Genomic DNA, 26,245 nt, shown 5'->3' on the forward strand with positions numbered 1-26,245 from the left:
GTAACGGTTTTCAGGATAGCCCTGTGTTCGCCCCCTGGGCCAAATTGTCATGAGTTTGTGTTTCAGTGGTGTTTATCCGAGGCCCATAAGGAACATGCCCATGCCCGCCCGCACAGCCAACATCGACCTTTCCCACCGCCCAAGGCTCGCCGACCTGCGCCCATTGGTCGCGGCCAACCCCACCCTGCTGGAAGCCAAAGCCGCGACGCCGCGCGTCACCGCGGCCAAGGACCTCAAAAACCGCGCTGGCTATGCCGACGACTTCCTCAGCGACTTCGTGGTGCCATGGCCCACGGTTGACCAGCCACTGGCGGGCGACGTGCAACCCAAGCGTCTGGACTACACGCATTTCTCCATCACCCTGTCGCGCTCTCGACGACTGGCGCTCTACGTGGGGGTGAATATCGACGGCGCCAAGCATGTAGACATCACGCGCAGCAACGACACCTGGGCCTACGATGGCCGCCTGCCCCTGGATGCGCAGGTAGGTGAAGACCTCTATGCAGGCAATGGCCTGGACCGCGGCCACCTGGTACGGCGCCAGGACCCCAACTGGGGCGACGAGGCCAACACCGCCAACTTCGACACCTTTCACTTCACCAACTGCTCCCCTCAAATGAGCGGCTTCAACCAGAAGACCTGGCTGGAACTGGAAGACTACATCCTCGACAACACCCAGCGCTGGAAAGCCCGGGCCACGGTGTTCAGCGGCCCGGTGTTCAGCGACAACGATCGCGTTTATCGCGGGGTAAAAATCCCCCAGGCATTCTGGAAAGTGGTGGCCTACCTCAGCGACGACGGCAAACCGTCCGCCAGTGCCTACATGATCGACCAGCGACGCGAGCTGGATCAGTTGGACCTGGTGTTCGGTCAGCTCAGAACCTACCAGCGCAGCGTGATCGCGATCGAACAATTGACCGGCATCCGCTTCGCCAACCTGGCCGACTACGACGGCTTCAGCAACGAAGAGCGCGCCACAGGCACCCGGATCGAAGCGCTGATCCGCGGCCCCCAGGATATTCGGCTCTGACGATCCCTTTGTAGGAGCGAGCTTGCTCGCGAAGCACCCGAGAGCACCGCGGCGCACCAGGCTCCCCGCGTTAACGTTAGCGACCTTCGCGAGCAAGCTCGCTCCTACAGGGTGTGATCGCTTACCATACGGCCGCCGGTTCCCGTATGGGACTAACAGGGAATTCGAAACGCCGCACGCGGCGTGAACCGAAACTGCCCCCGCAACTGTAGATGCCGAGCCTACCCTCGAATGCCACTGGACCACGTCCGGGAAGGCGGGGCATGGCGACGACGCATCAGTCAGGAGACCTGCCGGCCCAGCTAATTCACTAACCGGCGGGGTGTCCGGGAAGGACATCCTGGCCCTGCGCTTCAGCAGCCTCCATGGGCGTATTTCCGAGCCGTACCTCCCCTGCTGCACCTACGGTTCACAAGGAGATCGCCTCATGCTGCCACGCGTTACCGCCCTGATCGCAGGTTTGAGTGTGTGTGCCCTGGCGCAAGCCGCGCCCACTCAGTACCCGCTGACCCTGCAAAACTGCGGCAGCACCCTGACCTTCCAGCACGCCCCCGCCCGCAGCGTCACCATCGGCCAGGCCGCCACCGAGATGCTCTACGCCCTGGGCGTGGGCGACAAGGTGGTCGGCACTTCGCTGTGGTTCAACAACGTGGCGGCGCAGTACAAGGCCCAGGACGATCGCATCGAGCGCCTGGCCAACAACGAGCCCAGCTTCGAAGCCGTACTCGCCAAGCGCCCGCAACTGGTGGCCGCCGAGCTGGAATGGGTGGTGGGCCCCCAAGGCGTGGTCGGCACCCGTGAGCAGTTTCATGAACTGAAGATCCCCACCTACCTGTTGCCGTCCGACTGCGAAGGCAAGGACAACCTGGTGGGTGCCGACGGCACGCGATTGGAGCCCTTTCGCATCGAGACGATCTACCAGAGCCTCCAGCAACTGGCGCAGATTTTCGACGTGCAGGATCGCGGCCAACAACTGACCGACGAACTCAAGGCGCGCCTGGCCAAGTCCGTCGCCACGGCCCAGGGCAAGGGCTTGCAGCAAGCCAGTGCACTGGTGTGGTTCTCCAGCGCCGAAATGGCCAGCGACCCTTACGTAGCCGGCCACAAAGGCGTGCCGCAATTCATGCTGCAAACCCTTGGCCTGCGTAACGTGGTGCAGTCCGATGAGGAGTGGCCTGCCGTCGGCTGGGAAACCATCGCCAAGGCCAACCCCACCTTCCTGGTGATCGCACGCATGGACCGCCGCCGCTACCCGGCCGACGACCATGAAAAGAAACTCGCCTTCCTGCGCAGCGACCCCGTGACCCGCAACATGGACGCGGTGAAGAACAACCGCATCATCATCCTCGACGCCCTTGCCTTGCAGGCGAGCCTGCGCACCTTCGAGGGCCTTGAACAATTGGCCGCCGCCATCGACGGCTACCACCTGGGCAAATGATGCGCACCCTACTCGCCCTGGCGCTGCTGTTGCTCGCCCTGCTCGCTGGCGTCGCCATCGGTGAAACCGCCATCGAACCGCAGGTGGTGCTGCAGGTGCTCGCCAATAAACTCTGGGCCGCCGGCTACGTACTGGACCCCATCGACGAAGGTGTGGTGTGGAACTACCGCCTCACCCGCGCCCTGGTGGCCGCAGCCTGCGGCGCAGGGTTGGCAACGTGCGGCGTGATCCTGCAATCACTGCTGCGTAACCCGCTGGCCGACCCGTACCTGCTGGGCATCAGCGCCGGTGCGTCAACCGGCGCAGTGCTCGTCGCCTTGATCGGCGTGGGCGGTGGCTTGGTGTCGTTGTCGGCGGGCGCGTTTGTGGGGGCGATGGCGGCATTTGCGCTGGTGACGCTGCTGGCGCGGGCCAGCGGATCGTCCAGCGGTACCGGGCAGATCATCCTCGCGGGCATCGCCGGCTCGCAGTTGTTTAATGCCCTGACCGCGTTCCTGATCACCAAGTCGGCCAGCTCCGAACAAGCCCGCGGCATTATGTTCTGGCTGCTGGGCAACCTCAGCGGCGTGCGCTGGCCGTCGGTGTGGTTGGCGGTGCCGGTGGCGGTCGTGGGGCTCGCAGTGTGCCTGTGGCACCGGCGTGCACTGGATGCGTTCACCTTCGGCAGCGACTCGGCGGCCTCCCTCGGCATCCCGGTGCGCCGCGTGCAATTTGTGCTGGTGGCCTGCGCCGCGCTGGTGACGGCGGTGATGGTGTCCATCGTCGGCTCCATCGGGTTTGTCGGCTTGGTAATTCCCCATGCGGTGCGCCTGTTGCTTGGCACCGGGCATTCGCGCTTGCTGCCGGCCAGCGCCTTGGGCGGCGCGCTGTTTCTGATCGCCGCCGATGTGCTGTCACGCACCCTGATCAAGGGCCAAGTGATTCCCGTTGGGGTGGTCACGGCACTGGTGGGCGCGCCGGTGTTTGCGTTGATTTTGATTGGCCGGAGGAACGCCCGATGAGCGTGCTCAGTTGCAGCGGCCTGGGTTTCAAGGTGCGTGAGGCCCAGTTACTGGACGGTATCGACCTGGACGTGCAGGCGGGCGAAACCCTGGGCATCGTCGGGCCGAACGGTTCGGGCAAGTCCACCCTGCTCAAATTACTCGCCGGTTTGCGCCCGCCGGCCAGCGGTGAAGTGCGCCTGGGCGGCAAGCGGGTCGGTGGGTTGTCACGCCGCACCATCGCGCAACAGCTGGCGGTGGTGGAGCAACAGGCCGACACCGACGACGCCATCCGCGTGTTCGACGCCGTGGCGCTAGGCCGCACGCCCTGGCTGTCGGCGCTGAGCCCATGGTCGCGTGAAGACGACGCCATCGTGCACCAGGCGCTGCACGACGTAGACGCCACCCACCTGAGCCAACGCGCCTGGCGCAGCCTCTCTGGCGGCGAACGCCAACGCGTGCACATCGCCCGCGCCCTGGCGCAGCGCCCGCAGATTTTGTTGCTGGACGAGCCGACCAATCACCTGGATATCCAGCATCAACTGGCGATCTTGAAAGGCGTGCAAGGCTTGCCGGTGACCACCTTGATTGCGCTGCATGATCTGAATCAGGCGCTGACCTGTGATCGCCTGGCCGTGCTGGATCGCGGGCGGCTGGTGGCGCTGGGTACGCCGCTTGAGGTGCTGACGCCGCAGCGTTTGCAGGAGACATTCGGAGTGCAGGGGCATTACCTGACGGACCCGTTTGACGGCGCGCAAATCCTGCGCCTGCGCTCCAACTGAATCCGTACGTTGGGGCAGCTTGCTCTGGTGACGGTCTGACTGCCAACTGTGATCCAAATGTGGGAGGGGGCTTGCCCCCGATGAGCATAAGTATCTACACAACTTCGGTACGACGCTAAACCTGTGGCGAGGGAGCTTGCTCCCGCGACGGCCTGGCAGCCGACGCTGATCTAACTGACGCACCGCGATCCAACTGTGGGAGCTGGCTTGCCTGCGAAGACGGCTTGACAGTCAACACAGTTGGACCCTGTACATATCCATTCCTGCGGTAACGGCCACTTAGGGTTCCGCCCTGACGGCGGCTCACTTTGCAAAAGCCGGGATGCCGGCCCAGGCCAAAGTAAGCAAAACGCTCTTGCCCCACCACTCGGCACCTCGCCCAGGCTCGGTGTGCCCGTAATCCGCCAGCGTGGTTTAACGGGGCGCCTAAGATCAAAAGCAGATCAAGATCAAGAGCGTCTCGCTTCGCATCGTGGTTACCGTCGGCTGCTACAGCCTACAAAGTTGTGTAGATACCTATGCCCCGATGAGGGAGTGTCAACAAATACATCGGTGACTGGCCCACCGCCATCGGGGGCAAGCCCCCTCCCACATTGGTTCTACAGAGGCAGGTGCATGTGGGTGGTTTGCCATATCGGGTCGGCCTCGACATCCACCACCTCAAACCCCTGCCTGCGCCAGAATTCAATCGCACCGGGCAGAAACGGATGGGTGTGCAGGTACATCACCTCTACGCCATCGGCCCGCGCCAGCGCTTGCAGCGAGCGGTATAACCGGCCCGCCAGGCCCAAGCGTCGTGCTGCCGGGAGCACATACAGGCGCACCACTTCCACCGTGTTGCGGCCCTGGTAGTTCAACTGGGGGAAACGGCCGTCGTAGGGCCGATAAGCCACGGAGGCAACGATCCGGCCTTCAGCACGAGCAATCAAAAATCGCCCGCTGCCCTCAAGGTAGAGGGCTTCAAACTGCGCCAGATCCTGGGGTACTCCGGTGGCACTGAGCGTGGGAAACAGTTCATCACGCGCCTGCAAAGCGAAGCTCAGCACCTGGGAAATGTCAGCGGCCTGCACCGCCTCGATACTAACGCTCATTGCCAAGGATCCGGCCCGTTATCCACTGGCGAGCGTAAGCCAACACGCGATCAGCCATCGCCACCGGAAAGTGAATAAACCCATGGGCCGCTTCCGGCAAGAGATGGGCCTCCACCGCCGCCCATCGCTCGGCAATAAGCAGGGTGTCATCCTTGAGCGGGTCCAGTTCACCCACAAACATCAATGCTGGCGGCAACCCCGCAAAGTCCCCATACAAGGGGGACAACGGTGGCTGACGGCGCGTCTCGTCGCTGATCCCCGGCGTCAGCAGGCGCAGCGCCTGAACCATGCCCGGTCCGTCCAACAACAGCGTGTCCCGCCCGGCCGTGCGCACGCTGGGGGTGCCGGTCAAATCGTAGACGCCGTAATACAACACCGCGCCGCTGACCCGCTGGAGTAACTCGGGCCATTGCTTGAGCGCCAACAAAGTGGCCGCCGCCAGGTGCCCGCCGGCCGACTCACCGACAAAAAACACCGGCAGGCCGGCAAACTCCGGGCAGTCCGCCAACAGCCAGCGCGCAGCCGTCAGGCAGTCATCCAGCAGCCCTTCAATTGGCGTATCCACCGCCAGCCGATAATCCACCGACACCACCGCCACATCGCACGCGTTGACCATGCCAAGGTTAAGGTCGTCATCCATTTGCGCATTGCCGATCACCCAGCCACCGCCGTGGATATCCAGCACCACGCCTTTGGGCTTGCCACTGGGGCGCAAGATGCGCACGGGCACCGTGCCCAGCCTTTTCAGCTCAACCACGGGCGCCTTCTTGAACGTCTGGCTAGCGCGTAGCAGTGCCTGGATCAGACGCGGTGTCACGCGGTTGCGGACTTTAAAGCGCGGCATCCACGCCAGTTTCTGATTGAAGCGGCGCATCTGGGCCAGTTCGGGCTCGCTGGCGGGCCAATGCTGGTAGGCCATCAGCGATTATTACGCAGGATCGAGAAGTTCAACGCCGCGGCCACGCACAGCCACGCCAGATACGGGAACAGGATCAGGCCGGTGATCAAATCCAGGCGCACGGCCAGCACTACCATGGCGGCTACGGTGAGCCACAAGAGCACGATAATCACCATCCCCGCGAACAAGCGATGGGCACCAAAGAACACCGGCGTCCACAGCGTGTTCAACGCGATCTGCGCCGCCCACAGGGCCAACACCATTTCGCTGCCGGGGATCAAGGTCAAGCGGTAACCGGCCCAGGCCAACAGCAGGTAAATGATCGTCCATGCCACCGGGAACAGCCAATTAGGCGGGGTAAAGCTGGGCTTGACCAGGGATTCGTACCAGGCGCCGGGTTTGAAGATCACGCCAGTGCTGGCGGCGGCGGCGCAGGCGAGCAGGAAGATGAAAAAGGTCATGGTCGGTCCTTGAGGTCCTGTGGATGGAAAAACAATGCACTGCTTTGAGTGACTCAAGCAACCTCGGATAAATTCAATGGGAGCAGCAAAATACCCGCTCTTCTGCGCGTCATGAAAATTGGTTATGGTCGGCAACATCCAGCATCGCTGCCCGAGACGTCCCCTTGCCCCAGCTTGCCGATCACCGCAGCAGCCCCTGGTCAGTGTTCCTGATCTTCCTGCGCCTGGGCCTCACTTCCTTCGGCGGGCCGATTGCGCACCTCGGCTATTTTCGCCAAGAGTTCGTCACCCGCCGCCGCTGGCTCAGCGAGCGCAGCTATGCCGAACTGGTCGCCCTGTGCCAGTTCCTCCCCGGCCCGGCCAGCAGCCAGGTCGGTATCGCGTTGGGCCTGTCCCGCGCGGGTTACCGGGGCGCGGCGGCAGCCTGGGCCGGGTTCACCTTGCCATCGGCCATCGTCCTGATCCTGTTTGCCCTGGGGCTGGCCCACTACGGCGGCGCCCTCCCCCATGGCGCGCTGCACGGCCTCAAGGTCGTCGCCGTAGCCGTGGTGGCCCAGGCTGTGTGGGGCATGGCACGCAACCTGTGCAGAGGCGTTTTACGGGTGGCGTTGATGTTGATCGCCGCCTGCGTGGTGTTGCTGCAACCCTCCGCTTGGGCTCAAGTCGGGGTCATGGTGGTCGCAGGCGTGGCCGGCCTGTTGCTGTTCAAGCCCGAGAGCAGTGCCGAGCCCGACGCCCTGCCCATTGCCATCAGCCGCCGCGCCGGGGCCCTATGGTTGATGCTGTTTTTGCTGTTGCTGGTGGCCTTGCCGCTCCTCGCCGCATGGGCGCTTAACCCCACACTGGCGCTGGTAGACGCCTTCTACCGCACCGGCGCGCTGGTATTCGGCGGCGGCCACGTGGTGTTGCCGCTACTGCAAGCCGAAGTGGTGCCCAGCCAATGGGTCAGCAACGATGTTTTCCTCGCCGGCTACGGCGCCACCCAGGCCGTGCCCGGCCCGCTGTTCACCTTCGCCGCCTTCCTCGGCGCCTCCATGACCCACGCCCCGAGCGGTTGGCTTGGCGGGGTGATCGCGCTGCTGGCGATCTTCGCCCCGTCGTTTCTGCTGATCTTCGGCGCCTTGCCCTTCTGGGCCAACCTGCGCAAAAGCCCGCGCACCCAAGCCGCGCTCGCCGGGGTGAACGCGGCGGTGGTTGGCCTGTTGTTGGCGGCGCTGTACCAGCCGGTGTGGACCAGTGCGATTTTCAACGGCTACGACCTCGCCCTGGCGTTGCTGGCACTGGCCGTGTTGATGGTGTGGAAACTGCCGCCATGGCTGGTAGTGATAAGTTGCGGCCTACTCGGCACGTTACTGTAGGAGCGAGCTTGCTCGCGAAAAACTCACAGGCGCCGCGTTTAATCTGAAGGCACGCGTTATCGTTAACGATTTTCGCGAGCAAGCTCGCTCCTACAGCATTGGGGCTCAGCCCGGCTCGACAATCTTGAGCCACGGCCAACGCGCCTGATAACTCCTGGCCTTGTGCAAAAACAGCTCAGGCTCCGGATGCAAAGGGTTGATGCGCAAGACACCCTGCTCCACATCCTCCAGGCCATAAGGCGCATACACCTCGCCCGAGGCAATATCCAGCGCAATGCACGTGCCCGCCACCAGGTAACGGTCAACCCCCTGCCGAGCCGAATGCAACTGCGGATAAGGCCGGCCAAACCGCTGCCCATACCAAAGGTGCACCCGCGCCTGATTCTTGACCTCTACATTCACGCCCAGGTCCTCAAATAGCGCCTGTGCTCGGCGAATCACCGCGTCCTCCGCCTCGTACGAAACATCCTCATCAAAGTAAAAAACGTCGTAATCCTTCACGCCCTGATCGGCCGGCAGATTCGCCTGATGATTCCACACCGCCTGGAACAGGCAGCCCGCCGTGAGCAGGCACTGCTGCACACCCAGATCCGGCAGGCGCGCCGTGATTTGGGCATTGATCGGGTTGGCCATGGCCAATTCGAGCAAGGTGTCGACAGTCAATGTCATGTTCAGTCCTCCATAGCCTGCCGCAACCATAACACCCGAATATGGTACTCCTGTAGGAGCGAGCTCGCTCGCGAAAATCCTAAACGATCACGCAACGCCTGAAGGCAAAACCCAATCCCCCCCCGCCACACCTTGCTCCATTGCCTACGCCTGCATCTGCCGCCGTGCGCCAATCCTGCTTATCCCTACCTTTAGTCGGATATCTCTGAGGGTTCTGACGCAACGGCTAGCCTTCAGCTTAGCGTCAGGGATTACGCTGAACATTCGGTCCATGAAGGGCCAGTCCGCCTCATCGTCCCGACGCGTTATCTGCTGAGGAGACGATAATGAAAATAACCCTGAAACAGTTGGCGTGTCTGGGTGCAAGCTTCACCAGTGCGCTCGCCATGGCCGATACGGCCACCCCGCCGGTGCTGTCACCTGCGATCCCCTTCGACGTCACCGCCAACCCTCCCATCACCCTGGACAGCCTGCAACGCGCTTTCGACGTGCTGTCGTGGCAGACCTTCGTCGCCCTGAACTGGCCCGCCAACGCCGACGGCAGCGCCAACACCTCGGCGCAGATCGGCGCGCCGGGGCAGAGAGTTTGGGAGTCGTGGAAGGAGAGCTACGCGATTTTCCTGCCCCAAGGCCAGAAGCCGGTCGCCTGGGACCAGCACACGCCGCCACCCGCCGCCTGCCAAGGCAAGGGGGATCTGCCCGTGCTGCAACAGATGGGCAAGGTCGCCGGTGTGCTCGACGAGTTCATCCAGCCGTTCAAGACCGGCCCACTGGTAGACCAGGAGGGCACCTACACGCGCAACGCGATTATGGTCAACCAGCCGATGTTCGACGACATCGTCAACAACGGCCTCTACAGCAAGGAAGGCCAGCAAGCGTTCCTGAGCAAGGCCGACAACCGCATCGCCTTCTCCTGCGGCGCGAAGGAGACCCAGCAAGTCGGCGCGATCATGGTTAAATCAGCCTGGAAGGTACTCGGCCGCAACGACAACCCGCAGGACTTCCACGCCGTCGACGCCTTGGTCTACACCCGTGGCAACACCGACCCGAACACGGGCGCGGTAATCCCCGAGTCATGCAGCGCGCAGAAGGTCGGGCTGGTCGGCCTGCACATCGTGCACAAGACCAAAGAGGCGCCGCAGTGGGTATGGTCGACCTTCGAGCACGTGCGCAACGTGCCGGAAGAGACCACACCGATAAACGAGCGCAAGGGCCCCTACCTGTTCTACGACGCCCAGGCCAGCAACCGCCCGGTGAATGAGCCGCCAGCGCGGCCGTGGGACCCGTCGAAGTACGCCACGCCTTCGCAGATCGTGCGGGAAATACCACTCACCGCCGCGACCCACCAGCTCAACGCGCAGTGGCAAGGCGCACTCAAGGGCACGGTCTGGGCCAATTACCAGCTGATCAGCACCCAGTGGCCAACCGCTCCCGCCGATGACTGCCAAGTACCGTCGCCGACCAACCCGCTGGGCACGCCTGCCCCGACCTTCCTGGCCAACGCCACGCTGGAAACCTACAACCAGGGCACCACGCCACAGGCCTCGTCCAGTTGCATGGAGTGCCACAACAACGCGACCACCCGGGTGACCCAGTCCCCGCGCACCAGTTTCGCCGATTTCACCTTCCTGCTTGAACGTGCCCAATCCACCGGTGCCAAGGAGTGATGCCATGAGCGACCCAAACCTGCAAAACTTCATCGACCTGTCCGCCGTGCTCACTGGCCTGTCAGCCAAACTGCTGGCGCCTTTGCTCGACCCGGTCAACCTGCCGCCGCTGTTCTTGGCAACTGCCGAGCAAGGCATGGGCACCGCTGCGTTCAGCAACCTGCTGACGCTATTCGCCCGCATCAAGAACCAACCGCCTGAGCAAATCGCCAGCGCCGTGCTCGGCAACTCTGACCCGCAGATCGCCCAGGGCGCGCGCTCGATCATGAAGCTGTGGCTGCTTGGTAGCTGGTACCAGCCTTATGACCAGGGCACCGCCCACAAGGGTGACATCCGCGTGGTCTCCGACCAGGCCTACAAGGAAAGCTGGGCGTGGAAGATCGCCCAGTCCCACCCTATGGGCTACAGCCAATACCACTTCGGCTACTGGGCCGAGCAGCCACCGACCCTCAAGCAATTCACCGGTGTCGACGCCAAGGAAGGGCAGCAACCATGAGCACTCTACACACCCAGAACATCGAAACCGCCGATGTAATCGTCGTGGGCGCCGGCATGGCCGGCAGCGTCATGGCCTATCAGTTGGGCCTGGCTGGCTTGAAAGTGCTGGTGCTCGAGTCGGGCCCGGCGATTCCACCTAACCGCAGCGAGTACCTGGAGCGTTTCTACACGGCCGTGCTCAAGGCGCCCGAGTCGCCCTACCCACCGGAGCAGACCGAGCAGACCCCGGCCAAACAGTTCGCCCCGCGAGCGACTATCCAAGACTTGATCACCGCCGGCAGCGACGATCCGAACAAGCTGCAGAAGAGCTACCTGGTACAAAAGGGCAAGCAACTGTTCGCCAGCACCTACGAGCGGGTAGGCGGCGGTACCATGTGGCACTGGATGGGCACGGCCCTGCGCCTGTTGCCCAACGACTTTCGTATGCAGAGCGTGTACAAGGTCGGGGTCGACTGGCCGATCAGCTACGACGACCTGCAAACCGCCTACTGCCGCGCCGAGGAAGAGATGGGCGTGTCCGCCGATGTGGCGTCGCAGAGCTACCTGGGCGTGACCTTCCCGCAGGGCTACCAATACAGCATGCACGGCATTCCGCCGTCGTTGGTCGACCAGGGCGTGGGCAAGGCCGTCGATGGCACCCAGTACCAGGGCATCACCCTCAACGTGCGGCAAACCCCGGCCGGGCGTAACTCGCAGAACGACAATGGCCGACGGGTATGCGCCGGCAACACCAGCTGCACGCCGATTTGCCCGATCCAGGCCAAGTACGACGCCACCGTGACCATGGCCAAGGCGCTGGATACCGGCAACGTGCGTATCCTCTACCAGTGTGTGGCGAGCCAAGTGCAGGTCGATGCCAATGGGGTCACGGGTATCGATTTCATCCAATACCAGAACAACGGCACCCGCCAGAACGGCACGGCCCAGGGCAAGCGCTACGTGATCGCCGCCCACGCGATCGAAACGCCCAAGCTGCTGCTCAACTCCATCGGCCCGCACAGCCCCAACGGCGTCGCCAACAGCAGCGGCCAGGTCGGCAAGTCACTGGCCGACCACCCGGTGTACCTGGCCTGGGGCCTAATGCCTGAAGGCAAGCCGTTGTTCCCGTTCCGTGGGCCATTGTCCACCTCGGGGATCGAAGACATGCGCGATGGCCCGTTCCGCAGCGAACGTGCCGCCTGGCGTATCGAGATCGGCAACGAGGGCTGGAATTGGTCGGCGAATGATCCGTACGCCGCGGTCTGCGATTTCATCGACGGCACCAACCATGGCGGCGCCAACCCCCATAACAAGGCGTTGTCCGGCGTGGCGCTGGTGCAGCAGCTCAACAGCGTGCTGACCCGCCAGTTCCGTCTGGGCTTCTTGATCGAGCAGGTCGAGAAAGACCCCGACAAAGCGCTGTGCCGGGTAGAGAGGGCCGAGGGGCTCACCGACGGCTTGGGCCTGACCAGGCCGCAGATCGCCTACGAACTGTCCGACTACACCAAGGAGGGCTTCAAGCAGGCGCGCCTGGCCGCCACGCATATCATCACCAAGCTGATGGGTGCCACCGAGCTGACCGACCTGAACCCTGAGCTCAAGCCCGGCTCGCAAACGGTGTTCGAGCACGGCGGCCAGAACTACGCGTTCTACGGCGCTGGCCACCTGATGGGCACCTACCGCATGGGCTCGGACCGCACCAAGTCGGTGGTGGACAAAGACCAGCGCAGCTGGGACCACCCCAACCTGTTCCTGGTCGGCGACGGCGTGTTCCCCGCCACCGGCACCGCCAACCCAACCTTGACCATCACCGCGCTGACCTTCCAGGCCGCCGACGTGGTCGCCAGCGACCTGCTCAAGCGTACCGTGCAGGTGCAGGCCAGAGACCCCTGGCAGGGCACAGGCCTGCAGGTCAACGGGCACAGCTGGCAACTGGCGGTGTGCACCGGTGGGCAGTGGACGGCCAACCCGGGCACCGGGATGGTCGGCGCGGCAGGCCACCCAGGCTTGACCGCCAAGCCCGGCTATACCTTACCCGGTCAACCAGAGGGAGCGTTGATCGGGCGTATCGGCACCAGCGGCGCGCCGTTCCTGGTGGGCAACCAGGCGCAATTGCCGCGTGGCCAGCAGGGGGAGTTGCAATTGTGCATCAATGACGACCTGGACGGACGTTACGGGGCTGGCCTGAGCGATAACCAGGGCAGCCTGTCGGTGGAGGTGCGTTTCGGGGCGGTGTAGGCGCTGTCTTAGCAACTCCACAGTGCTACGGCGAGTCCGCAGTATTGTGGGGTTGCTCTTTCAATCCAGGTGAATCAAGCGACTCGGCGAGTTGGCTTGACGGGAAAGCGTATAACCAAGGTGTACCAAGGAAGCTGCTTATGCGCAGCCGTCACTTACGAGCTATCCGCCACGCCCAAATCAGTGAGCCACTGCCATTGCCGCCAGTGCCGCAAGAGTCACGGAGCCGCATTCGCTTCTTACGGCAGTGTTCCCCGCAACGCACTACGCCTACTTTCCGGCGCCAACAGCATCAAAACCTTTGCATCCTCAGAGGCGGTGTTGCGCGAATTTTGCACACACTGCGGCTCGGCATTGTTCTGGTCACGGTCTCAAGGCGAGTTTGCCGACTGGGTGTCGATAGCGCTGGGCACGCTCGATACGCCTTTCATAGCTGAAAAGCAAAAACACGTTCATGTCGACTCCGCAGTCCACTGGTGCAGCTACCCGCCTCAGAAACCGCCAAGCCGCATGATATGAGTCGCCTGGGCATCATCCGTTCGCTTGAAGCCACAGCGCTCATAAAAGGCGCTTCCTTCAGCCGTATCCGTGAAAAGACGCACGACCTGAAACCTGGGAGCGGCACGTTCAACAAGCGCCTTTACCAGCGCCTGCCCGACGTGTTGCCCCCTTGACGAAGGTGCGACGTACACCCGTCGCAGTCTGGCCACATTATTGTCAGCATAGGGATCAACTGAAAGACCTCCAATGCCTATCAACTGCTGATTCAAATAGGCCGCCATCAGACACTCGCCGGGTGCATCAAAGCGGTTTGCTCCAGAGTGCCATTCGTTAATCAGACGCGTGAGGAACCTGAAACCCTCGCCAACGGCCTCCTTTTCCAGCGCCTGTATCTGGCGCGGAAGGTATGTGATTGGTTGAACCTCATATCGTGTCATCCATCCCTGCCTCAAATATGAAACGCGTTCAATGCTAACAATCTCGTTTGAGGTGATGAACACTCCTGTAGGAGCGAGCTTGCTCGCGAAAAACCCAAACGATCACGCAGCGCCTGAAGGCAAAATCCGATTCCCCTGCCACACCTTGCTCCATTGCCTACGCCTGCGTCAGAATCCGCCGGCTTGTGCGCTGAGGTGGCCGTCTCTAAGGTGGCTCGGTCGCTGAATTGTTCAGTGATCGGGTTTAGTAGCCCACCTCAGACCTAACAAGTGCACACGCTTCATCCATCAGACGCTCCCGTCTGTGCTTGATGGTGGCTGTGCGTAGGGCGTCCTCGGACGCGCCGGTTTTGTTAGGTTCCACCGGTCTACTAACCTGCGTACAGCTACCGCCCTTATTGTTTAGTAGCGATGGGGAAGTGGCCCAAGCAAGGAACTTAACCATGGTTAACGATTCAACCACCCTCTTCACCGTCGCCCCCAACGCCAGCAACGAAACCCTCATCACCAACAGCTACGAAACCTTCACCAACGTCAGCACCCTGCTGCTCGACCTGTCCGAAGACCTCAACGGCAAACACCGCGACATCGCCCTGGCCATCCACCAACTGAGCGAACTGGGCGTACTCCTCACCGCCAGACTCCTGGACCGCGAAGCGCCCTGCCCTGGCTGATGATCAGCTCTTCAATTCATTAGATCGATGATCTCGTCGCGTCGTTGTAAGCCACATACAACGACTCGACGATTTGGCGCTTGATGGCTTTGGTGGATTCAGCCTCAGCACAAAGCCCTCTGCGATGACGAGAGCGACGACTGCTTTAAAAGTGCGCTTGTACTTTCGCTGGCTCGAAACTGATGGGCGATGAGTTTGCTAATCCGCTCAAGTACTAGCTGGCTTCGCGATGCGGTATCCTAACCAACTCGTTAAACAAGGAAGAATAATGCGCTCGTCGTCATTTCTGTCGTATCTCAAACTCCCAGCTGTTCTGCTGATTGCCGGTCTCACAACCGCTTGTTCCAACTACCACTACAAGGATTACCAAGGCGATTGGGCACCGGAGTTGATGACGCCATATGACCTGTCCAATAACGCGGCCAATGCGCCAGTGGTGTATTTCGCCACCACCCGTTTTCGCGGATTGGGAGTAAAATTCCATCGATTGCTGCTGGCCACGCATGTGGACGACCAACTACTAGAGGGTTCCGGGCGGCGCTCAATCCTTGACGTTTCCGGCAAGCAGGCACTGCGCTTGACCCCAGGCAAACACTCCTTGAGCTGGTGTTGGGTATCGATGAATGCCTTGGGTACCGGTGGCGCCAAGTGCGGCTTCGTTGCTCGCGATGTGGAATTCCGCGCAGGCCAGCGATATGTCGTGGACTTCACCACCCGCGACGACATCAATGGGCCCCCGGGGCGTCAGGTCTCGACCATTACTATCGAATCCGAGATTCGAAATCTGGACACCCATGAAGTGATCTATCCGGTGAGAGGTATTGCAGAGCTGGAGAAGGAATAACGATTGCGACGATCACCGTCACAAACTGAGTTGGGCGGTGATCGAATGCTACGTGGCAAAGGAGAGCATCCGACGCTAACCTGCCCTTCACGAAGGGCAGCAATCGGCCAGAAGCAGACGTTCAGCGATTGGGGCTAAACGATGTCTGCGCCCCCATCAGGAGCTTGAGAAAGCTTTCAGCCTCTGAGCGGTTCTGGAACATTAAAGTGAAGGTGCCCAGAGTAAGCAAGCAGCAAGGGGGAGATTCGATTTCTTCGAAAACGATTTTCACAGACGTCCTCCAGTCAAACCTTAATTACGTAGTTACAGGACGTAGCGGTTTGACCTGCTTTCCATCCTGAAACACCCGATCCTTACCATCATGCTTCGCTTTATACATATTGCTGTCGGCGCATTTGAGCACTGCGGACATGTCCGATGTCGCTCGGAACTGCGCGACGCCCGCGCTGCAAGTGAACTGATGCGGAGGCAATACACTGCAACGGATGTTGCCCAGCAGGCGCAATGCGTACTCATGAGCAACCGCATCATCTTCGCCCAACAACAAGACACCGAATTCCTCACCTCCAATCCGCCCGACACTGTGGCTGCCAGGGGTGGATTTCAGGCACGCGGCCATGGCACACAAAATCTTGTCACCGACATCGTGACCGTACTGATCGTTTTTTAATTTAAATTCGTCAATGTCCAACATTATAAAGTAGCCGCTGCGGCCTTCTGCCAATGCATTTTGGAAGAACCCCATAAAGGCCCGTCGATTAAGTAAGGATGTGAGAAAATCCGTCTCCGCCAATGTCCTGAATTCACTTTCGACCAACAACACTGAGCGCATGTTTCTTAGATAGGTAAAGCTGAGAGTAAACCCTATGGACATGGAAGCAACGCAAAAAATGACCAGATAAACTTCCAGTTCCCGGTAAAAGCCAACGTCCAAATTGGGCCACATCAGTATCCAGACCAGCAATGTAGAGAGAAGATAGTCCTGAACCGTGACGAATAAGATAGCACTGCTTACCACGATGATCACAGCTAGGGGCAGCGTAAAGACGCGCAGCTGCACATTGGTGTCAATCACATGCGCAAAGCCGAGTGATAAAATCAATATATACACGCCGCCGAGTATTCTCCATATGCGAAAATCAGCAACTACGCGATGAACGTACCATATAATCAACAACGATGCTGTAACCAACATATTTAACAGATTTAACGTTGTCGCAGGCTCAATCAGCAACACACAAAGCCAGGAAACAATTCCCGCCATTTCAATCTTGGTTACCGCTGGTGACAGCAGTGTTCGCATTCTTGGTCTGATTTTGAAATTCGCCGGCATCCCTAAACTCCTTTTCCGAAACGGCCTGAATGTGATGTCAACGTCTGGGCAATACCTAATCAATGAATTAAGTGTGCTTTGGCATCCAAATTCCTGTTATCAATCGGAAAAACCGTACGCAAAAACTTCCATATTGCTTTCACCAAAGGAGGAGGCGTTACCGCGACGCAGATAAAGCGTTCAATGCAGATCGCTGGTGACTCTACCAATGGCTTTCACTACTTGCTTTGCGCCTGACTGGATAGCTGCCATCGCCATACCTGCCTGTTCGGACAGTTCCAATAAAACGTTGGCTTGGTCTCTGCTGCACTGGACATGCAACGCGGCTTCGCCGGCCAATTCTCGATTTTGCCTGACCACACCGTTAATCTCCTGGGTGGCCGCACTGGTACGGCCGGCGAGCTTGCGCACTTCATCCGCCACGACAGCGAATCCTCGTCCATGCACTCCAGCGCGTGCAGCTTCGATAGCGGCGTTAAGCGCCAAGAGATTTGTCTGGGTGGCAATGGCGCCGATCGTGTCGACGATGGAAGCGATCAACTGCGACTGCGATTCAAGCGCGGTCATGCTGTCGGTCACCAAGGCCATCTGTTGGGAAATATTCTGTGTGCCGAGCACGGAATCGGCGACCAGTTCCATCCCTCGGTTAGCTTTCACATCGGTATCTAGCGACACGTCGTAAGCCATGGTCGCTGCTTGTTTGATTCCGTCGGCTTTTTCAACTTGCTCGGTCACTACGCTGGCGAATTTGGCAATTTTATAAACCCGACCGGAAGCGTCTCTGATGGGATTGTAAGTGGCCTCCAGCCAAACCACTTTTCCGCTTTTATCTACCCGGCGAAAGCGACCAGCGTTAAACACGCCCTTGTTCAGACTCTTCCAGAATTCGTCGTAATGCGCCGACGCCACGTCCTCCGCCAGGCAGAACAGACGGTGATGCTTGCCCTGTATCTCCGCAAGGCTGTAACCCATCGCCTGGACGAACGATTCGTTGGCGTAGACGACCTCACCCGCGAGACTGAACTGGATCATCGCCATCGAGCGGTTCAGTGCGCTGAACATTTCGATAACCTCCTGTTCGTCCCGCGCCAGCGCAGGTGCAACCATGCCGTAGCCTTGAAACGTCCGGTTCGCTGCAGCGATCCAGCCTATATTGAGTGTCACAGCAAGGCCGTCGGAGGCACGATAGCGTTGCCGTTCGATGGCGCACAGGTTGGGTGCAAAATCATTCTGCGGTTGCGCGTTGATGTTACTCATTACCATTTTTGAAAGCTGTTCCAGCGAGTATCCCAGCGTTTGCGCAAACCGCTGGTTGGCCGAGATAATCCGGCCAGCTCCATCGACACGTACTGAAAGAAACACCGCTTCGACGTCGGCGACTGTCCCGAGCGCCAGGCACAATTGCTCTTGGCAGGTAAAAAGAGCATTCTTCAACTGGCGATTAAACACGCTGAACTCCGGCATAAAAATTACAACAAAAAGGACATTGCTTAGTGATTAAATCGCTCCCCAAAATAACAAGCGAACTCGCGCTAACGCTCACACACACAGCGAATACCGCCAGGCTCGTTTCCTACTTCGCTCTCATCAACTCCCAACTCCATGCTGACACGGGCAATTGCAAAGTAGATTGACATGGCCCGCCGCATCAATTCGAGAAAGGCCGGACTCAACCCCACCAAACGTTTGTCGCATTTGAAATAGCCCTGTAACTGGCCTTCTTTGATCATGCGCTGCATGTGTGTTTTGGACACGCCCAGACGCGATGAAAGCTCCACGTAAGAGGATACGTTGTAGCCGGTCTCTAACGAGCCGGTGCGCAGGGCATCGGCATAGAGTGCGAGCATCGGCAGATGACCGCCGTCCCGATTGAGAATCCATTTCGCTTCAGGCAACAGCTTGTCGAGCAGGAAGTCCCCTTCAAGTATCTTGGCAAACCCTCGAAAAAATACGCGCAATAGATCAACATTCTTCCCCACAACCGATAACCCACTGTCGTATGGAGAGATCATCTGCGAAGGCAGCAAATAAGATTTGATTAGCTGCACGGTATTGCTTAGCGCTTTTTCCGTAGGTCGGAAACTACGTTGACGCCCGTCCTGCACATGTAACCGAACATCCAGATATCCGGCAATGGACAAAAATGAACAATAAGAATCCAGGCTATTTCGAGACATATAGCCACGTTCGTAGCAGAATGCCTTTACTCTGGATAAAGGAACTTTCTCGTCTTTGTAGCTGAAGCTCAATAAAGACAGGGCAACCATGAATCGGTCATATTTCAACAAATTTTTATAAAACGAAGGCTTTTCTCGATAGCTTTCCATGACCAAATCGAAATGCAGCAGAACAGCTTCATCTATATTGTCTCGGGTCATTTCCGAACTGGTCTCTTTCAAATACTCAAGCAGATCAGTCTTGTTCATCGAAGTTACACAACCTTTAGCCGGCAATATCAAACTGCTACCATTCGCAATACGCACAGTATATGCGTATTCGAACCGCTGGCAGGTTCACCCCAAAAATGTTTTATGACCTGACGCGCTTCGATCGCAGCTCACCCGAGCGTGTCTGATCGATGCCCACCGGCCTAAAGGTGAGCTGCGTGCAAGAATCTCTTCGACCAATAGCAGCCATCAACGCGTCACTATAATTCCCGCCCTTGCATCATGATGCTCGCCACGATCCCCTCGTGGCACCGAACTATAGTTGGTGCATCTAACCCATCTTGGAATGGGCCAGCGCGAATTCATCGTCCAGGATCCCGACGGTTATCTCATCAGGTTGGTAGAGCGGTTGGGTGAGAGGCGGATTTGCTCAATCTGAATTTGAATCTGAGCCAAGCCGATATTCAGGTTTGGGGTTCAGCGGACGTAGTTCAACGTCCGCTAATGGCCGATTTCTGCCGTTCGTGCAGGCCAGCAATCGCAAACCCGATGCCCAGAGCTAACCCCCCGGTATCTGATACACAACCGAATCATATTTTTCCGCCGTCCGCCTTTCGATGACGACTCCCCCCAGAGCTTCAGCAATACGTCGACTCGCACGGTTCTGCGTCGCAACAGGGTAAATGAAGTGCTTGGCTGCCACCCACTGGCTAGCCCATTGAACAACCGCCCGCACCGCTTCACCACCAAAGCCCAGCCCGTGTTTATCTTCACGGATCCAGATCCCCAACTCCGGTGTTTCACTGGCGGTATGGTGCAGCCCGACCAAGCCAGTAAAACGAGCACCTACCAACTCCCTGACCGTGAACACGATGTCGCTGCCATCCGCTATCGCAGGCAGCCACCGCCCCCAGACTTGCGCGTACTCTTCCAGTGAGGCAGGCGGTTCCCAGGACATGTAGCGAGTCAGAGACGGTGTGATACAAGGGAAAGACTCAACAGCGTCCTGCTCGCAGAAGGGCTCGATGCTCAGGCGTTGCGAGAGAATACGGATTGGGTGGGTATCCACTGGCATTGCACTTTCCTTCCTGGGGTCCGTTACTCCATGTATGCCGTGAACATATCATGCGGGTCGCTTCATCAGTATCAGGCTCTCTATACTGGGCCGCCAGGATGGTAGTTGGAGCACCCAATATGCCCGTCGCACCCAATCAAAATTCCCCCATCATTTTGGTCCCGGTTCAACAAAGCGACTTGGATAATCTGGTAGCCATTCGAATCGAGGCCATGCGCGAAAGCCTGGAGCGTGTTGGGCGATTTGATCCAGCCCGTGCGCGGGAGCGGTTTGTCGGCGGCTTTGAAGCTCGCGACACACGCTATATCGAGGCAGCTGGAGAGCGGGTGGGTTTCGTAGTGGTGAAACGTCACCACCATGAACTCTTGCTCGACCACTTGTATGTAAGGCCGAGCGCGCAAGGGTCAGGGGTGGGGTCTGCTGTTCTCATGCAGATTTTCAAAGAGGCGGATGCGGCGGCGCTGCCTATTAAAGTGGGGGCTCTCAAAGAAAGCGCTTCGAATCGCTTTTATACCCGCCATGGCTTCCAGTTCATCGAAAGCAGTGAATTCGACAATTATTATGTGCGGCAGCCCATTCCGGCGATTGGCGCTCATTCCGGAACCATGGGCTGACGTGCACTAGCCCTTCAGTTCACCGGCCCGATTGCTCGCCGCGTCGTCATACGCCACATACAACGATTCTGCAATTTGGCTTTTGATCGCCTTGGTGGCCTCCAGCCCCAGCACAAAACCCTCGGCTTTACCGCCAGCACGGTTGAGTTCTTCATGGGTGGAGGCGCCAGTAATGGCGTCAAGCAGCTTGGCGGCGTGGGGGCCGACGCCTTTGGGGAGGGAGATCTGGTCGATGGACATTATCGCTACCTTGAAAAATGGAGTTCGGGAGCGAGTGGAACCACTGCCGGGGCTGGCATGGTAGACCTGTTTGCCATGAAAGGGGTCGCTTTACGCGCAGCGGCGCTATTCTTTGCGGCTGAGCAGTCAGATGGGGCCATTGATCAATCTGGAGGGGTTTATGGAGTATTGCGTTGAGGGCTACTGCCTTCGGCCCTTGTCATGGGACGATTTCGAGAGGGTCAGCCGTTACGAACGCGTCAATCGCAGGCATCTGCAACCCTGGGAGCCGCTCAGGGATGAGGAATATTTCACCACTGGCAACGCCAAGGCCAGGGTGGAGCAGCAGGTCAACAATATGCAGGCTGGCAACGCTCTGTGTTTCCTCTTGCTTGAACCTGAGAGCGGAGAGGTTCTAGCGCGGTGTAACTACACGAACATTGTGAGAGGCGTTTTTCAGGCCTGTCATCTCGGCTTCTCATTGGCGGAATCAGCCCAAGGCCGTGGCCTGATGAAAAGAACACTTCAGGTCACTAACCATCATTGCTTTGAGAAGTTGGGGCTTCACCGGATCATGGCCAATCATTTACCCCGCAATGTGCGAAGTGAACGCCTTCTGGAGTCGCTGGGGTTTGAGAAGGAGGGGCATGCGCGAGCCTATCTGAAGATTGCTGGCGTTTGGGAGGACCATACGTTGAGGTCGTTGATCAACCCTGAAGAATAAGCGCACCACCCACCCTACTCAGGAAAAAGCTGATGTCTACCGAGCCCCTCTGCCTGGTTTTTGTTCCCGCCCTTGCCGCCGTGCTGACGGCCGCCGAATCGAAAAAAGGCACCCCTCTCAGCGAAGTCGAAGTGTGCAATATCCGCGACCAGGCCACTTGCATTGCGGTAACCTTCTCCACCGCGTTGGCGATGGAACAAGAACGGGGTTACCCGGATATCGTTGCCGAGGATTGCTGGAATGAATGGCAACGGTTGCGTCCTTCGCTTCAATAGCGCCCGCTCTGATCAGCATAGGTATCTACACAACTCTGTAGCGCTCAACGGTAACCACGATGCGAAGCGAGCCGCTGTTGATCTTGATCTTGATCTGCTTTTGATCTCAGGCGCCCCGTTAAACCACGCTGGCCGAACGCAGGCTTGAATTCGTGGGTAACCCGGCAGGACGCCGGGTTAGCCGCCCCGCGCCATGGATGGCGCGTGGCGGCGGCCCACGGATTCAAGACTGTGTTCGGGCACACCGAGCCTAGGCGAGGTGCCGAGTGGTGGGGCAAGAGCGTTTTGCTTACTTTGCCGCTTTTGCAAAGTGAGCCGCCGTCAGGGTGGAACCCTAAGTGGCCGTTACCGCAGGAATGGATATGTACTCGGTATAGCTGTGTCGCCTATAAGGCCACCTTCGCGAGCAAGCCCGCTCCCACAGTTTGATTGCGGGGTGTCAGGTAGATTGGCGTCGGCTGGCAGGCCGCCATCGCAGGCAAGCCAGCTCCCACAGTTGGATCGCTGAGTGTCAGGTAGATTGGCGTGGGCTGGCAGGCCGTCATCGCAGGCAAGCCAGCTCCCACAGTTGGATCGTGGGGGGCAGGTAGATTGGCGTCGGCTGGCAGGCCGTCTTCGCAGCGATGCGGCGACCCGACAAGCCAGCTCCCACATTTGGATTTCGGAGCGTCAGATGGATATGCGCCGACTGTCAGGCCGTCACGGGAGCAAGCTCCCTCGCCACAGATTTAGCGTCGTGCCGAAGTTGTGTAGATAGCTATGCTCTGATCAGCGCCCCAACCCACTCCCAGGACTCACAGACTTCCTTTATGCCACCTGCCTCACGCGACCACGCCCGTATCGAACGCCGTCTCATCGCAGCCCTGACCGACGCCTGCGAAATCGCGAAAGCTGAAATCCCGGGCTTCGAATGGCTGACCCACACCGTCGATTACCGCGCCTTCCCCCAAAGCCTGCGGGTGACCTGGGTGTTCGACAGCGTCGCGAGCAAGGCTCACGCCCTCGCGACCGGCGCGGACGCCCGTATGCGCGAGCTGACTACCGCCGCGCTGGATGACGCTGACGTGCACGTCCCGAACATCGCCCGCTGCGTCAGTTTCGACTCCGAAGAGGAATGCCACCTTCGGCATGGCGGCGATTGGCGTCGGCGGCTGGCTACTCTCCGGGCGATCTGAATCGCGGTTGTTGAGCAAGGGGAAACATCGCTACCCCACTTTGCACGTCAACCAAGCCCCCCAGAAAAGGCTGCTGAAGAAACGGGTCGCGTCGCCGAAGCCAGCGTCATGCAACAGCTTCTGAACCGCCGCCTCGGAATGGGGCGGGTCAGCACCTTGAAGGATTTTGCCGAGCTTGGCCTTCACCTCGTCCGGGGTGGCACCATGCTGACGCCAGCGTTGGCCCCATGCCGCCAGCAGCAACGGCTGGCTGGCATAAGCGTATTGATTGCCCGCGACAATCAGCGGTGCCCCCGGTTTAAGGTGCGCCCGAATCGATCGCAGCATCCGGTCCTTGGCCTCATCACCCTCCAGATGGTGGAGCACACCGATCAAGGTGGCGGCGTCGTATGAAGCGTATGCTGCCAGGTCTTCAAGCGGCCCGAGATGCAGGGTGGTTCTATCAAGCAAGTGGGTGGCTTCCAACTGCTGCCTTGCCGCGTCGAGCATCGGCTGGGAGGGATCAACCGCCATAAAACGCCAGCCCGGTTCAAGGCTGGCCATGGCGATGATCTCCTGCGCCGTACCGCCGGCGCCGACCACAAGTACCCTGGCCGAAGGGGCATCGCCAAGGCTCGCCGCGAGCATGCAGGCTGCCAGATCCTGGCACGCGTCATAGCCCGCCAGCGCGATACGGCTTTGTCGCGCGTACTCGTTGGCTCTTGAGGTATCGAATTTGTCAGCAGGGTTGGATGAGGATGAGTTCAAGGCGGTTCTCCGTGGCCTTGACGCAAATTACGTTAACCGTCGCAGTAAGAAAAATGCATTAATTTTATGTGCTGCATTCCCGTGGGGAATGCGGGGGTGTACGCCTGGAGAGGTTGCAGGATCATACAAGCCTCTGACCTGTCGGCCCGGATAGTCTGGCCTTCTCACCGACAGGAAGGCTCAGCATGACTCACCTACAGCAACCCGCCCAACCGATAAACCTCGCGCAAAAAGCCTCGCTCATCGATCAACAATGGAGCCCAAGAGTGGTCGCCGAAATGAACGACTACCAATTCAAGGTGGTGCGCATCGAGGGTGAGTTCATCTGGCACTCGCACCCGGAAACCGATGAGGCCTTTCTGGTGCTTGAGGGCACGTTGCGTATCGACCTGCCGGATGGCCCGGTGTATGTGAAGCCGGGTGAGTTGTATGTGGTGCCGCGTGGCATTGAACACAGGACGGCGGCCGAAGGTGAAGCCAGGCTGATGATGATCGAGCCAAGGGGCATCTTGAACACCGGGCACGAAGGCGGAGAGCGGACGGCAGTCAACGATCAGTGGATTTGAGCGCAAGCGTACGCTGCTTAGCGCTGTACAACCCTTAACCAAAACCCATAAGATGAGAAGAGTTATCATTTAAGCCAAGCGAATCTCACATGTTCAACGACAGCACCGCCTCGCCGGTCGAGCAGTTATATACCCGCCACCGCACCTGGTTGCGGGGCTGGTTGCATCGACGCCTGGGGCACCGTGCCGATGCCGAGGACCTGGCCCACGACACCTTCGTGCGCGTGTTGTGTTCGCGCCAGGATGTGGGCGAACTGCGCCAGCCCATGGCGTTTCTGGCCAAGATTGCCAACGATCTGTTGATCAACCGTTGGCGGCGCCAGGCGATTGAACGCGCTTACCTGGAGGCATTGGCCGCGCGGCCCGAAGCGCTGGAGCCTTCGCCGGAGGAGCGGCTGCTGACCATCGAGACCCTGCTGCAACTCGACTCATTGTTGGTGGGGCTGTCGATGCCGGTGCGGCGGATTTTCTTTTTGTCCCAGCTCGACGGCTTGACCTACCCGCAAATCGCCGCGCAGTTGCACCTCAGCGTGGCTCAGGTGCAGCGGGCCATGGGCAAGGCGTTCAGCGTGTGTTACGCGAGTCGTTTTGAATGAGCCTGCCGGTTGATCCGCAGGTCCGCGACAGCGCTATCGACTGGCTGGTGAAAAGCCAATCCGGGCTGATGAACGCTGCCGATTGTTTGGCTTTGCAGCAATGGCGCCAAGCCAATACCGAACATGAATACGCCTGGCAGCGCGTCAGCAGCTTGCCGTTGTCGTTGCAGCCGGGGGCGACGCTGTTGGCGGATGCCACCACGCGACGGGCGCTGGAAGCTGCCGGCAATGATCCACACCAACGCCGCCAGGTGCTCAAGGCCTTGCTCGCCGTCGGCCTGCTCGGCGGGTTGTCGTGGCAAGGTGCGCAGTCCACTGTGGTGCGTTCGGCGTTGGCCACGTATAGCACCAGCACCGGCGAGCGGCGCCAATGGCGATTGGCGGACGGCAGTTCGTTGTGGCTGAACACCGCCAGCGCGGTCAACCTGGACTTCAACGCCGCACAGCGCAGCGTGCAGTTGGTCGAAGGTGAGATGGCCCTGGACGCGCCCGTCGAATCGCGAGCACTGCAACTGAAGACACCCGACGCGACGCTGCACAGCCCGGGCGCTCATCTGCTGGTGCGCCATGACCGCCAGAGCACTCAGGTGACGGTCCTGCGCGGCTTGGTGCAGGTACATACGCGGGGCCACCCACTGCCCCTGCGGCTGGAAGCAGGTTGGCGCACCCAGGTGAACAGCCAGGGGGTCGCCGCGCCGGTCCCTGTCGATGGGTTCCTTGCTCAGGCCTGGCTGCGAGGTTTGCTGCCTGCCGAACGCATGCGCCTGGACGCGTTGCTGGCCGAACTCTCGCGCTATCGCCCAGGGATTTTGCGCTGTGGCGAAACCGTTGCGGGCATGCGCGTCACCGGCAGTTTCCAGCTCGACGATACCGATGCCGCCCTGGCCCTGCTCGCCCAAGCGCTGCCGGTGCGCATTGAGCGGCGCACGCGCTATTGGGTGACCGTGGTACCGGCCTGAAAATATTTTCGTAATACAGCGCAGTTTTTT

At 59.8% G+C, this 26,245-nt stretch carries 29 protein-coding genes, 2 pseudogenes and 1 riboswitch; of the genes and pseudogenes, 19 read left to right on the forward strand and 12 right to left on the reverse strand.

Going from position 1 to position 26,245, the window contains the following annotated elements; genetic code table 11:
• Nucleotides 1-100 precede the first annotated feature (100 nt).
• The 4 genes from TX24_RS27605 (at nt 101) to TX24_RS27620 (ending at nt 4,230) form a co-directional block, all read left to right on the forward strand.
• Nucleotides 101-1,030, forward strand: coding sequence for a DNA/RNA non-specific endonuclease (locus tag TX24_RS27605; protein ID WP_032900775.1), 930 nt, complete (start codon nt 101-103; stop codon nt 1,028-1,030).
• A gap of 119 nt (nt 1,031-1,149) precedes the next feature.
• Nucleotides 1,150-1,342, forward strand: a riboswitch (cobalamin riboswitch).
• A 115-nt stretch (nt 1,343-1,457) separates the two neighbouring features.
• Nucleotides 1,458-2,468: an ABC transporter substrate-binding protein gene (locus TX24_RS27610; protein ID WP_034134156.1), complete on the forward strand. Its 1,011-nt coding sequence runs from the start codon at nt 1,458-1,460 to the stop codon at nt 2,466-2,468.
• Nucleotides 2,465-3,469: a FecCD family ABC transporter permease gene (locus TX24_RS27615; protein ID WP_003192595.1), complete on the forward strand. Its 1,005-nt coding sequence runs from the start codon at nt 2,465-2,467 to the stop codon at nt 3,467-3,469. The genes TX24_RS27610 and TX24_RS27615 overlap by 4 nt, the downstream gene beginning before the upstream one ends.
• Nucleotides 3,466-4,230, forward strand: coding sequence for an ABC transporter ATP-binding protein (locus tag TX24_RS27620; RefSeq protein ID WP_003192596.1), 765 nt, complete (start codon nt 3,466-3,468; stop codon nt 4,228-4,230). Before TX24_RS27615 ends, TX24_RS27620 begins: the two co-directional genes overlap by 4 nt.
• 599 nt (nt 4,231-4,829) lie before the next feature.
• Here the strand turns inward: TX24_RS27620 and TX24_RS27625 are convergent.
• From TX24_RS27625 to tspO, 3 genes are read right to left on the reverse strand one after another with little or no spacing between them, the layout of a single operon-like run.
• Nucleotides 4,830-5,321 carry a GNAT family N-acetyltransferase gene (locus TX24_RS27625; protein ID WP_003192598.1) on the reverse strand — a complete coding sequence of 164 codons (492 nt, stop codon included), beginning with the start codon at nt 5,319-5,321 and terminating at the stop codon, nt 4,830-4,832.
• Nucleotides 5,311-6,240 carry an alpha/beta hydrolase gene (locus TX24_RS27630; protein ID WP_057711848.1) on the reverse strand — a complete coding sequence of 310 codons (930 nt, stop codon included), beginning with the start codon at nt 6,238-6,240 and terminating at the stop codon, nt 5,311-5,313. The genes TX24_RS27625 and TX24_RS27630 overlap by 11 nt, the downstream gene beginning before the upstream one ends.
• Nucleotides 6,240-6,680, reverse strand: coding sequence for a tryptophan-rich sensory protein TspO (gene tspO, locus TX24_RS27635; protein ID WP_003192600.1), 441 nt, complete (start codon nt 6,678-6,680; stop codon nt 6,240-6,242). Before tspO ends, TX24_RS27630 begins: the two co-directional genes overlap by 1 nt.
• A gap of 164 nt (nt 6,681-6,844) precedes the next feature.
• Between tspO and chrA the strand changes: the two genes are divergently transcribed.
• Nucleotides 6,845-8,038, forward strand: coding sequence for a chromate efflux transporter (chrA, locus tag TX24_RS27640; RefSeq protein WP_003192601.1), 1,194 nt, complete (start codon nt 6,845-6,847; stop codon nt 8,036-8,038).
• Between the two features lie 105 nt (nt 8,039-8,143).
• Here the strand turns inward: chrA and TX24_RS27645 are convergent, their stop codons facing one another.
• Complete coding sequence (locus TX24_RS27645) at nt 8,144-8,707, reverse strand: nucleotidyltransferase family protein (protein ID WP_057711849.1); 564 nt, start codon at nt 8,705-8,707, stop codon at nt 8,144-8,146.
• Nucleotides 8,708-9,033: 326 nt separating this feature from the next.
• On the opposite strand from TX24_RS27645, the gene TX24_RS27650 reads away from it, so the two are divergent.
• The 4 genes from TX24_RS27650 to TX24_RS31460 all read left to right on the forward strand — a co-directional run bounded on the left by TX24_RS27650 (nt 9,034) and on the right by TX24_RS31460 (nt 13,608).
• Nucleotides 9,034-10,374, forward strand: coding sequence for a hypothetical protein (locus tag TX24_RS27650; protein ID WP_003192605.1), 1,341 nt, complete (start codon nt 9,034-9,036; stop codon nt 10,372-10,374).
• A 4-nt stretch (nt 10,375-10,378) separates the two neighbouring features.
• The gene (locus TX24_RS27655; protein ID WP_003192607.1) at nt 10,379-10,870 is read left to right on the forward strand and encodes a hypothetical protein; all 492 of its coding nucleotides are present in this window, start codon (nt 10,379-10,381) and stop codon (nt 10,868-10,870) included.
• Nucleotides 10,867-13,089, forward strand: coding sequence for a GMC oxidoreductase (locus TX24_RS27660; RefSeq protein WP_057711850.1), 2,223 nt, complete (start codon nt 10,867-10,869; stop codon nt 13,087-13,089). Before TX24_RS27655 ends, TX24_RS27660 begins: the two co-directional genes overlap by 4 nt.
• Nucleotides 13,090-13,200: 111 nt before the next feature.
• On the forward strand, nt 13,201-13,608 hold the full coding sequence (locus tag TX24_RS31460; RefSeq protein ID WP_082628893.1) for a GFA family protein: 408 nt from the start codon (nt 13,201-13,203) through the stop codon (nt 13,606-13,608).
• Here TX24_RS31460 and TX24_RS27665 read toward each other — a convergent pair.
• Complete coding sequence (locus TX24_RS27665; RefSeq protein WP_003192614.1) at nt 13,581-14,027, reverse strand: GNAT family N-acetyltransferase; 447 nt, start codon at nt 14,025-14,027, stop codon at nt 13,581-13,583. The genes TX24_RS31460 and TX24_RS27665 overlap by 28 nt on opposite strands.
• A gap of 443 nt (nt 14,028-14,470) precedes the next feature.
• Between TX24_RS27665 and TX24_RS27670 the strand changes: the two genes are divergently transcribed.
• Both TX24_RS27670 and TX24_RS27675 read left to right on the forward strand, forming a co-directional pair.
• Entirely contained in the window at nt 14,471-14,701 is a 231-nt protein-coding gene (locus TX24_RS27670; RefSeq protein WP_032900778.1) for a DUF6124 family protein, read from the forward strand.
• A 268-nt stretch (nt 14,702-14,969) separates the two neighbouring features.
• Entirely contained in the window at nt 14,970-15,545 is a 576-nt protein-coding gene (locus TX24_RS27675; protein ID WP_032896105.1) for a hypothetical protein, read from the forward strand.
• A gap of 295 nt (nt 15,546-15,840) precedes the next feature.
• On the opposite strand, the gene TX24_RS27680 is transcribed toward TX24_RS27675, so the two are convergent.
• From TX24_RS27680 to TX24_RS27690, 4 genes and pseudogenes are all read right to left on the reverse strand, one after another.
• The gene (locus TX24_RS27680; protein WP_057711851.1) at nt 15,841-16,878 is read right to left on the reverse strand and encodes a GGDEF domain-containing protein; all 1,038 of its coding nucleotides are present in this window, start codon (nt 16,876-16,878) and stop codon (nt 15,841-15,843) included.
• A 180-nt stretch (nt 16,879-17,058) separates the two neighbouring features.
• A complete protein-coding gene (locus TX24_RS33015) occupies nt 17,059-17,565 on the reverse strand; it encodes a methyl-accepting chemotaxis protein (protein ID WP_370706276.1) in 507 nt (168 codons plus the stop codon).
• Nucleotides 17,566-17,610: 45 nt separating this feature from the next.
• A pseudogene (locus TX24_RS33020) lies at nt 17,611-18,342 on the reverse strand (PAS domain-containing protein); the annotation flags it as partial.
• A gap of 68 nt (nt 18,343-18,410) precedes the next feature.
• The gene (locus TX24_RS27690) at nt 18,411-19,304 is read right to left on the reverse strand and encodes a hypothetical protein (protein ID WP_003192623.1); all 894 of its coding nucleotides are present in this window, start codon (nt 19,302-19,304) and stop codon (nt 18,411-18,413) included.
• 307 nt (nt 19,305-19,611) lie between these two features.
• On the opposite strand from TX24_RS27690, the pseudogene TX24_RS32675 reads away from it, so the two are divergent.
• Nucleotides 19,612-19,704 (forward strand): annotated as a pseudogene (locus TX24_RS32675) (VOC family protein); the annotation flags it as partial.
• A 120-nt stretch (nt 19,705-19,824) separates the two neighbouring features.
• Here TX24_RS32675 and TX24_RS27695 read toward each other — a convergent pair.
• Nucleotides 19,825-20,340 (reverse strand): GNAT family N-acetyltransferase, encoded by a 516-nt coding sequence (locus TX24_RS27695; RefSeq protein ID WP_057711852.1) that lies wholly within the window; start codon nt 20,338-20,340, stop codon nt 19,825-19,827.
• 119 nt (nt 20,341-20,459) lie between these two features.
• Between TX24_RS27695 and TX24_RS27700 the strand changes: the two genes are divergently transcribed.
• Nucleotides 20,460-20,954, forward strand: a complete 495-nt coding sequence (locus TX24_RS27700) for a GNAT family N-acetyltransferase (protein WP_057711853.1) — start codon at nt 20,460-20,462, stop codon at nt 20,952-20,954.
• A 6-nt stretch (nt 20,955-20,960) separates the two neighbouring features.
• Here the strand turns inward: TX24_RS27700 and TX24_RS27705 are convergent, their stop codons facing one another.
• On the reverse strand, nt 20,961-21,194 hold the full coding sequence (locus TX24_RS27705) for a hypothetical protein (protein WP_003192651.1): 234 nt from the start codon (nt 21,192-21,194) through the stop codon (nt 20,961-20,963).
• Nucleotides 21,195-21,354: 160 nt separating this feature from the next.
• On the opposite strand from TX24_RS27705, the gene TX24_RS27710 reads away from it, so the two are divergent.
• The 3 genes from TX24_RS27710 to TX24_RS27720 all read left to right on the forward strand — a co-directional run bounded on the left by TX24_RS27710 (nt 21,355) and on the right by TX24_RS27720 (nt 23,347).
• Nucleotides 21,355-21,897 carry a GNAT family N-acetyltransferase gene (locus tag TX24_RS27710; RefSeq protein ID WP_057711854.1) on the forward strand — a complete coding sequence of 181 codons (543 nt, stop codon included), beginning with the start codon at nt 21,355-21,357 and terminating at the stop codon, nt 21,895-21,897.
• A 32-nt stretch (nt 21,898-21,929) separates the two neighbouring features.
• Complete coding sequence (locus TX24_RS27715; RefSeq protein WP_057711855.1) at nt 21,930-22,172, forward strand: hypothetical protein; 243 nt, start codon at nt 21,930-21,932, stop codon at nt 22,170-22,172.
• An 809-nt stretch (nt 22,173-22,981) separates the two neighbouring features.
• Nucleotides 22,982-23,347 (forward strand): hypothetical protein, encoded by a 366-nt coding sequence (locus TX24_RS27720; RefSeq protein WP_003192656.1) that lies wholly within the window; start codon nt 22,982-22,984, stop codon nt 23,345-23,347.
• Between the two features lie 30 nt (nt 23,348-23,377).
• On the opposite strand, the gene TX24_RS27725 is transcribed toward TX24_RS27720, so the two are convergent.
• Nucleotides 23,378-24,094, reverse strand: coding sequence for an SAM-dependent methyltransferase (locus TX24_RS27725; RefSeq protein WP_057711856.1), 717 nt, complete (start codon nt 24,092-24,094; stop codon nt 23,378-23,380).
• Nucleotides 24,095-24,279: 185 nt separating this feature from the next.
• Between TX24_RS27725 and TX24_RS27730 the strand changes: the two genes are divergently transcribed.
• The 3 genes from TX24_RS27730 (at nt 24,280) to TX24_RS27740 (ending at nt 26,215) form a co-directional block, all read left to right on the forward strand.
• Nucleotides 24,280-24,660, forward strand: a complete 381-nt coding sequence (locus TX24_RS27730) for a cupin domain-containing protein (protein WP_003192658.1) — start codon at nt 24,280-24,282, stop codon at nt 24,658-24,660.
• 89 nt (nt 24,661-24,749) lie between these two features.
• Nucleotides 24,750-25,256 (forward strand): sigma-70 family RNA polymerase sigma factor, encoded by a 507-nt coding sequence (locus TX24_RS27735; RefSeq protein ID WP_057711857.1) that lies wholly within the window; start codon nt 24,750-24,752, stop codon nt 25,254-25,256.
• Complete coding sequence (locus TX24_RS27740) at nt 25,253-26,215, forward strand: FecR domain-containing protein (protein WP_057711858.1); 963 nt, start codon at nt 25,253-25,255, stop codon at nt 26,213-26,215. The genes TX24_RS27735 and TX24_RS27740 overlap by 4 nt, the downstream gene beginning before the upstream one ends.
• Nucleotides 26,216-26,245 lie beyond the last annotated feature (30 nt).

Origin of the sequence: Pseudomonas lactis (assembly GCF_001439845.1) — a bacterium.
GTDB lineage: Bacteria > Pseudomonadota > Gammaproteobacteria > Pseudomonadales > Pseudomonadaceae > Aquipseudomonas > Aquipseudomonas lactis.

Coding starts and splice junctions, on each gene's coding strand:
- TX24_RS27695 (WP_057711852.1), bottom strand. CDS start 20,340: ATGCCAGTGGATACCCACCCAATCCGTATTCTCTCGCAACGCCTGAGC.
- TX24_RS33015 (WP_370706276.1), bottom strand. CDS start 17,565: ATGGCTTACGACGTGTCGCTAGATACCGATGTGAAAGCTAACCGAGGG.
- TX24_RS27655 (WP_003192607.1), top strand. CDS start 10,379: ATGAGCGACCCAAACCTGCAAAACTTCATCGACCTGTCCGCCGTGCTC.
- TX24_RS27660 (WP_057711850.1), top strand. CDS start 10,867: ATGAGCACTCTACACACCCAGAACATCGAAACCGCCGATGTAATCGTC.
- TX24_RS27605 (WP_032900775.1), top strand. CDS start 101: ATGCCCGCCCGCACAGCCAACATCGACCTTTCCCACCGCCCAAGGCTC.
- TX24_RS27715 (WP_057711855.1), top strand. CDS start 21,930: ATGTCTACCGAGCCCCTCTGCCTGGTTTTTGTTCCCGCCCTTGCCGCC.
- TX24_RS27740 (WP_057711858.1), top strand. CDS start 25,253: ATGAGCCTGCCGGTTGATCCGCAGGTCCGCGACAGCGCTATCGACTGG.
- TX24_RS27625 (WP_003192598.1), bottom strand. CDS start 5,321: ATGAGCGTTAGTATCGAGGCGGTGCAGGCCGCTGACATTTCCCAGGTG.
- TX24_RS27665 (WP_003192614.1), bottom strand. CDS start 14,027: ATGACACGATATGAGGTTCAACCAATCACATACCTTCCGCGCCAGATA.
- TX24_RS27615 (WP_003192595.1), top strand. CDS start 2,465: ATGATGCGCACCCTACTCGCCCTGGCGCTGCTGTTGCTCGCCCTGCTC.
- TX24_RS27705 (WP_003192651.1), bottom strand. CDS start 21,194: ATGTCCATCGACCAGATCTCCCTCCCCAAAGGCGTCGGCCCCCACGCC.
- TX24_RS27680 (WP_057711851.1), bottom strand. CDS start 16,878: ATGCCGGCGAATTTCAAAATCAGACCAAGAATGCGAACACTGCTGTCA.
- TX24_RS27650 (WP_003192605.1), top strand. CDS start 9,034: ATGAAAATAACCCTGAAACAGTTGGCGTGTCTGGGTGCAAGCTTCACC.
- TX24_RS27730 (WP_003192658.1), top strand. CDS start 24,280: ATGACTCACCTACAGCAACCCGCCCAACCGATAAACCTCGCGCAAAAA.
- TX24_RS27700 (WP_057711853.1), top strand. CDS start 20,460: ATGCCCGTCGCACCCAATCAAAATTCCCCCATCATTTTGGTCCCGGTT.
- TX24_RS27735 (WP_057711857.1), top strand. CDS start 24,750: ATGTTCAACGACAGCACCGCCTCGCCGGTCGAGCAGTTATATACCCGC.
- TX24_RS27670 (WP_032900778.1), top strand. CDS start 14,471: ATGGTTAACGATTCAACCACCCTCTTCACCGTCGCCCCCAACGCCAGC.
- tspO (WP_003192600.1), bottom strand. CDS start 6,680: ATGACCTTTTTCATCTTCCTGCTCGCCTGCGCCGCCGCCGCCAGCACT.
- TX24_RS27720 (WP_003192656.1), top strand. CDS start 22,982: ATGCCACCTGCCTCACGCGACCACGCCCGTATCGAACGCCGTCTCATC.
- TX24_RS27630 (WP_057711848.1), bottom strand. CDS start 6,240: ATGGCCTACCAGCATTGGCCCGCCAGCGAGCCCGAACTGGCCCAGATG.
- TX24_RS27710 (WP_057711854.1), top strand. CDS start 21,355: ATGGAGTATTGCGTTGAGGGCTACTGCCTTCGGCCCTTGTCATGGGAC.
- TX24_RS27610 (WP_034134156.1), top strand. CDS start 1,458: ATGCTGCCACGCGTTACCGCCCTGATCGCAGGTTTGAGTGTGTGTGCC.
- TX24_RS27690 (WP_003192623.1), bottom strand. CDS start 19,304: ATGAACAAGACTGATCTGCTTGAGTATTTGAAAGAGACCAGTTCGGAA.
- TX24_RS27620 (WP_003192596.1), top strand. CDS start 3,466: ATGAGCGTGCTCAGTTGCAGCGGCCTGGGTTTCAAGGTGCGTGAGGCC.
- TX24_RS27645 (WP_057711849.1), bottom strand. CDS start 8,707: ATGACATTGACTGTCGACACCTTGCTCGAATTGGCCATGGCCAACCCG.
- TX24_RS27675 (WP_032896105.1), top strand. CDS start 14,970: ATGCGCTCGTCGTCATTTCTGTCGTATCTCAAACTCCCAGCTGTTCTG.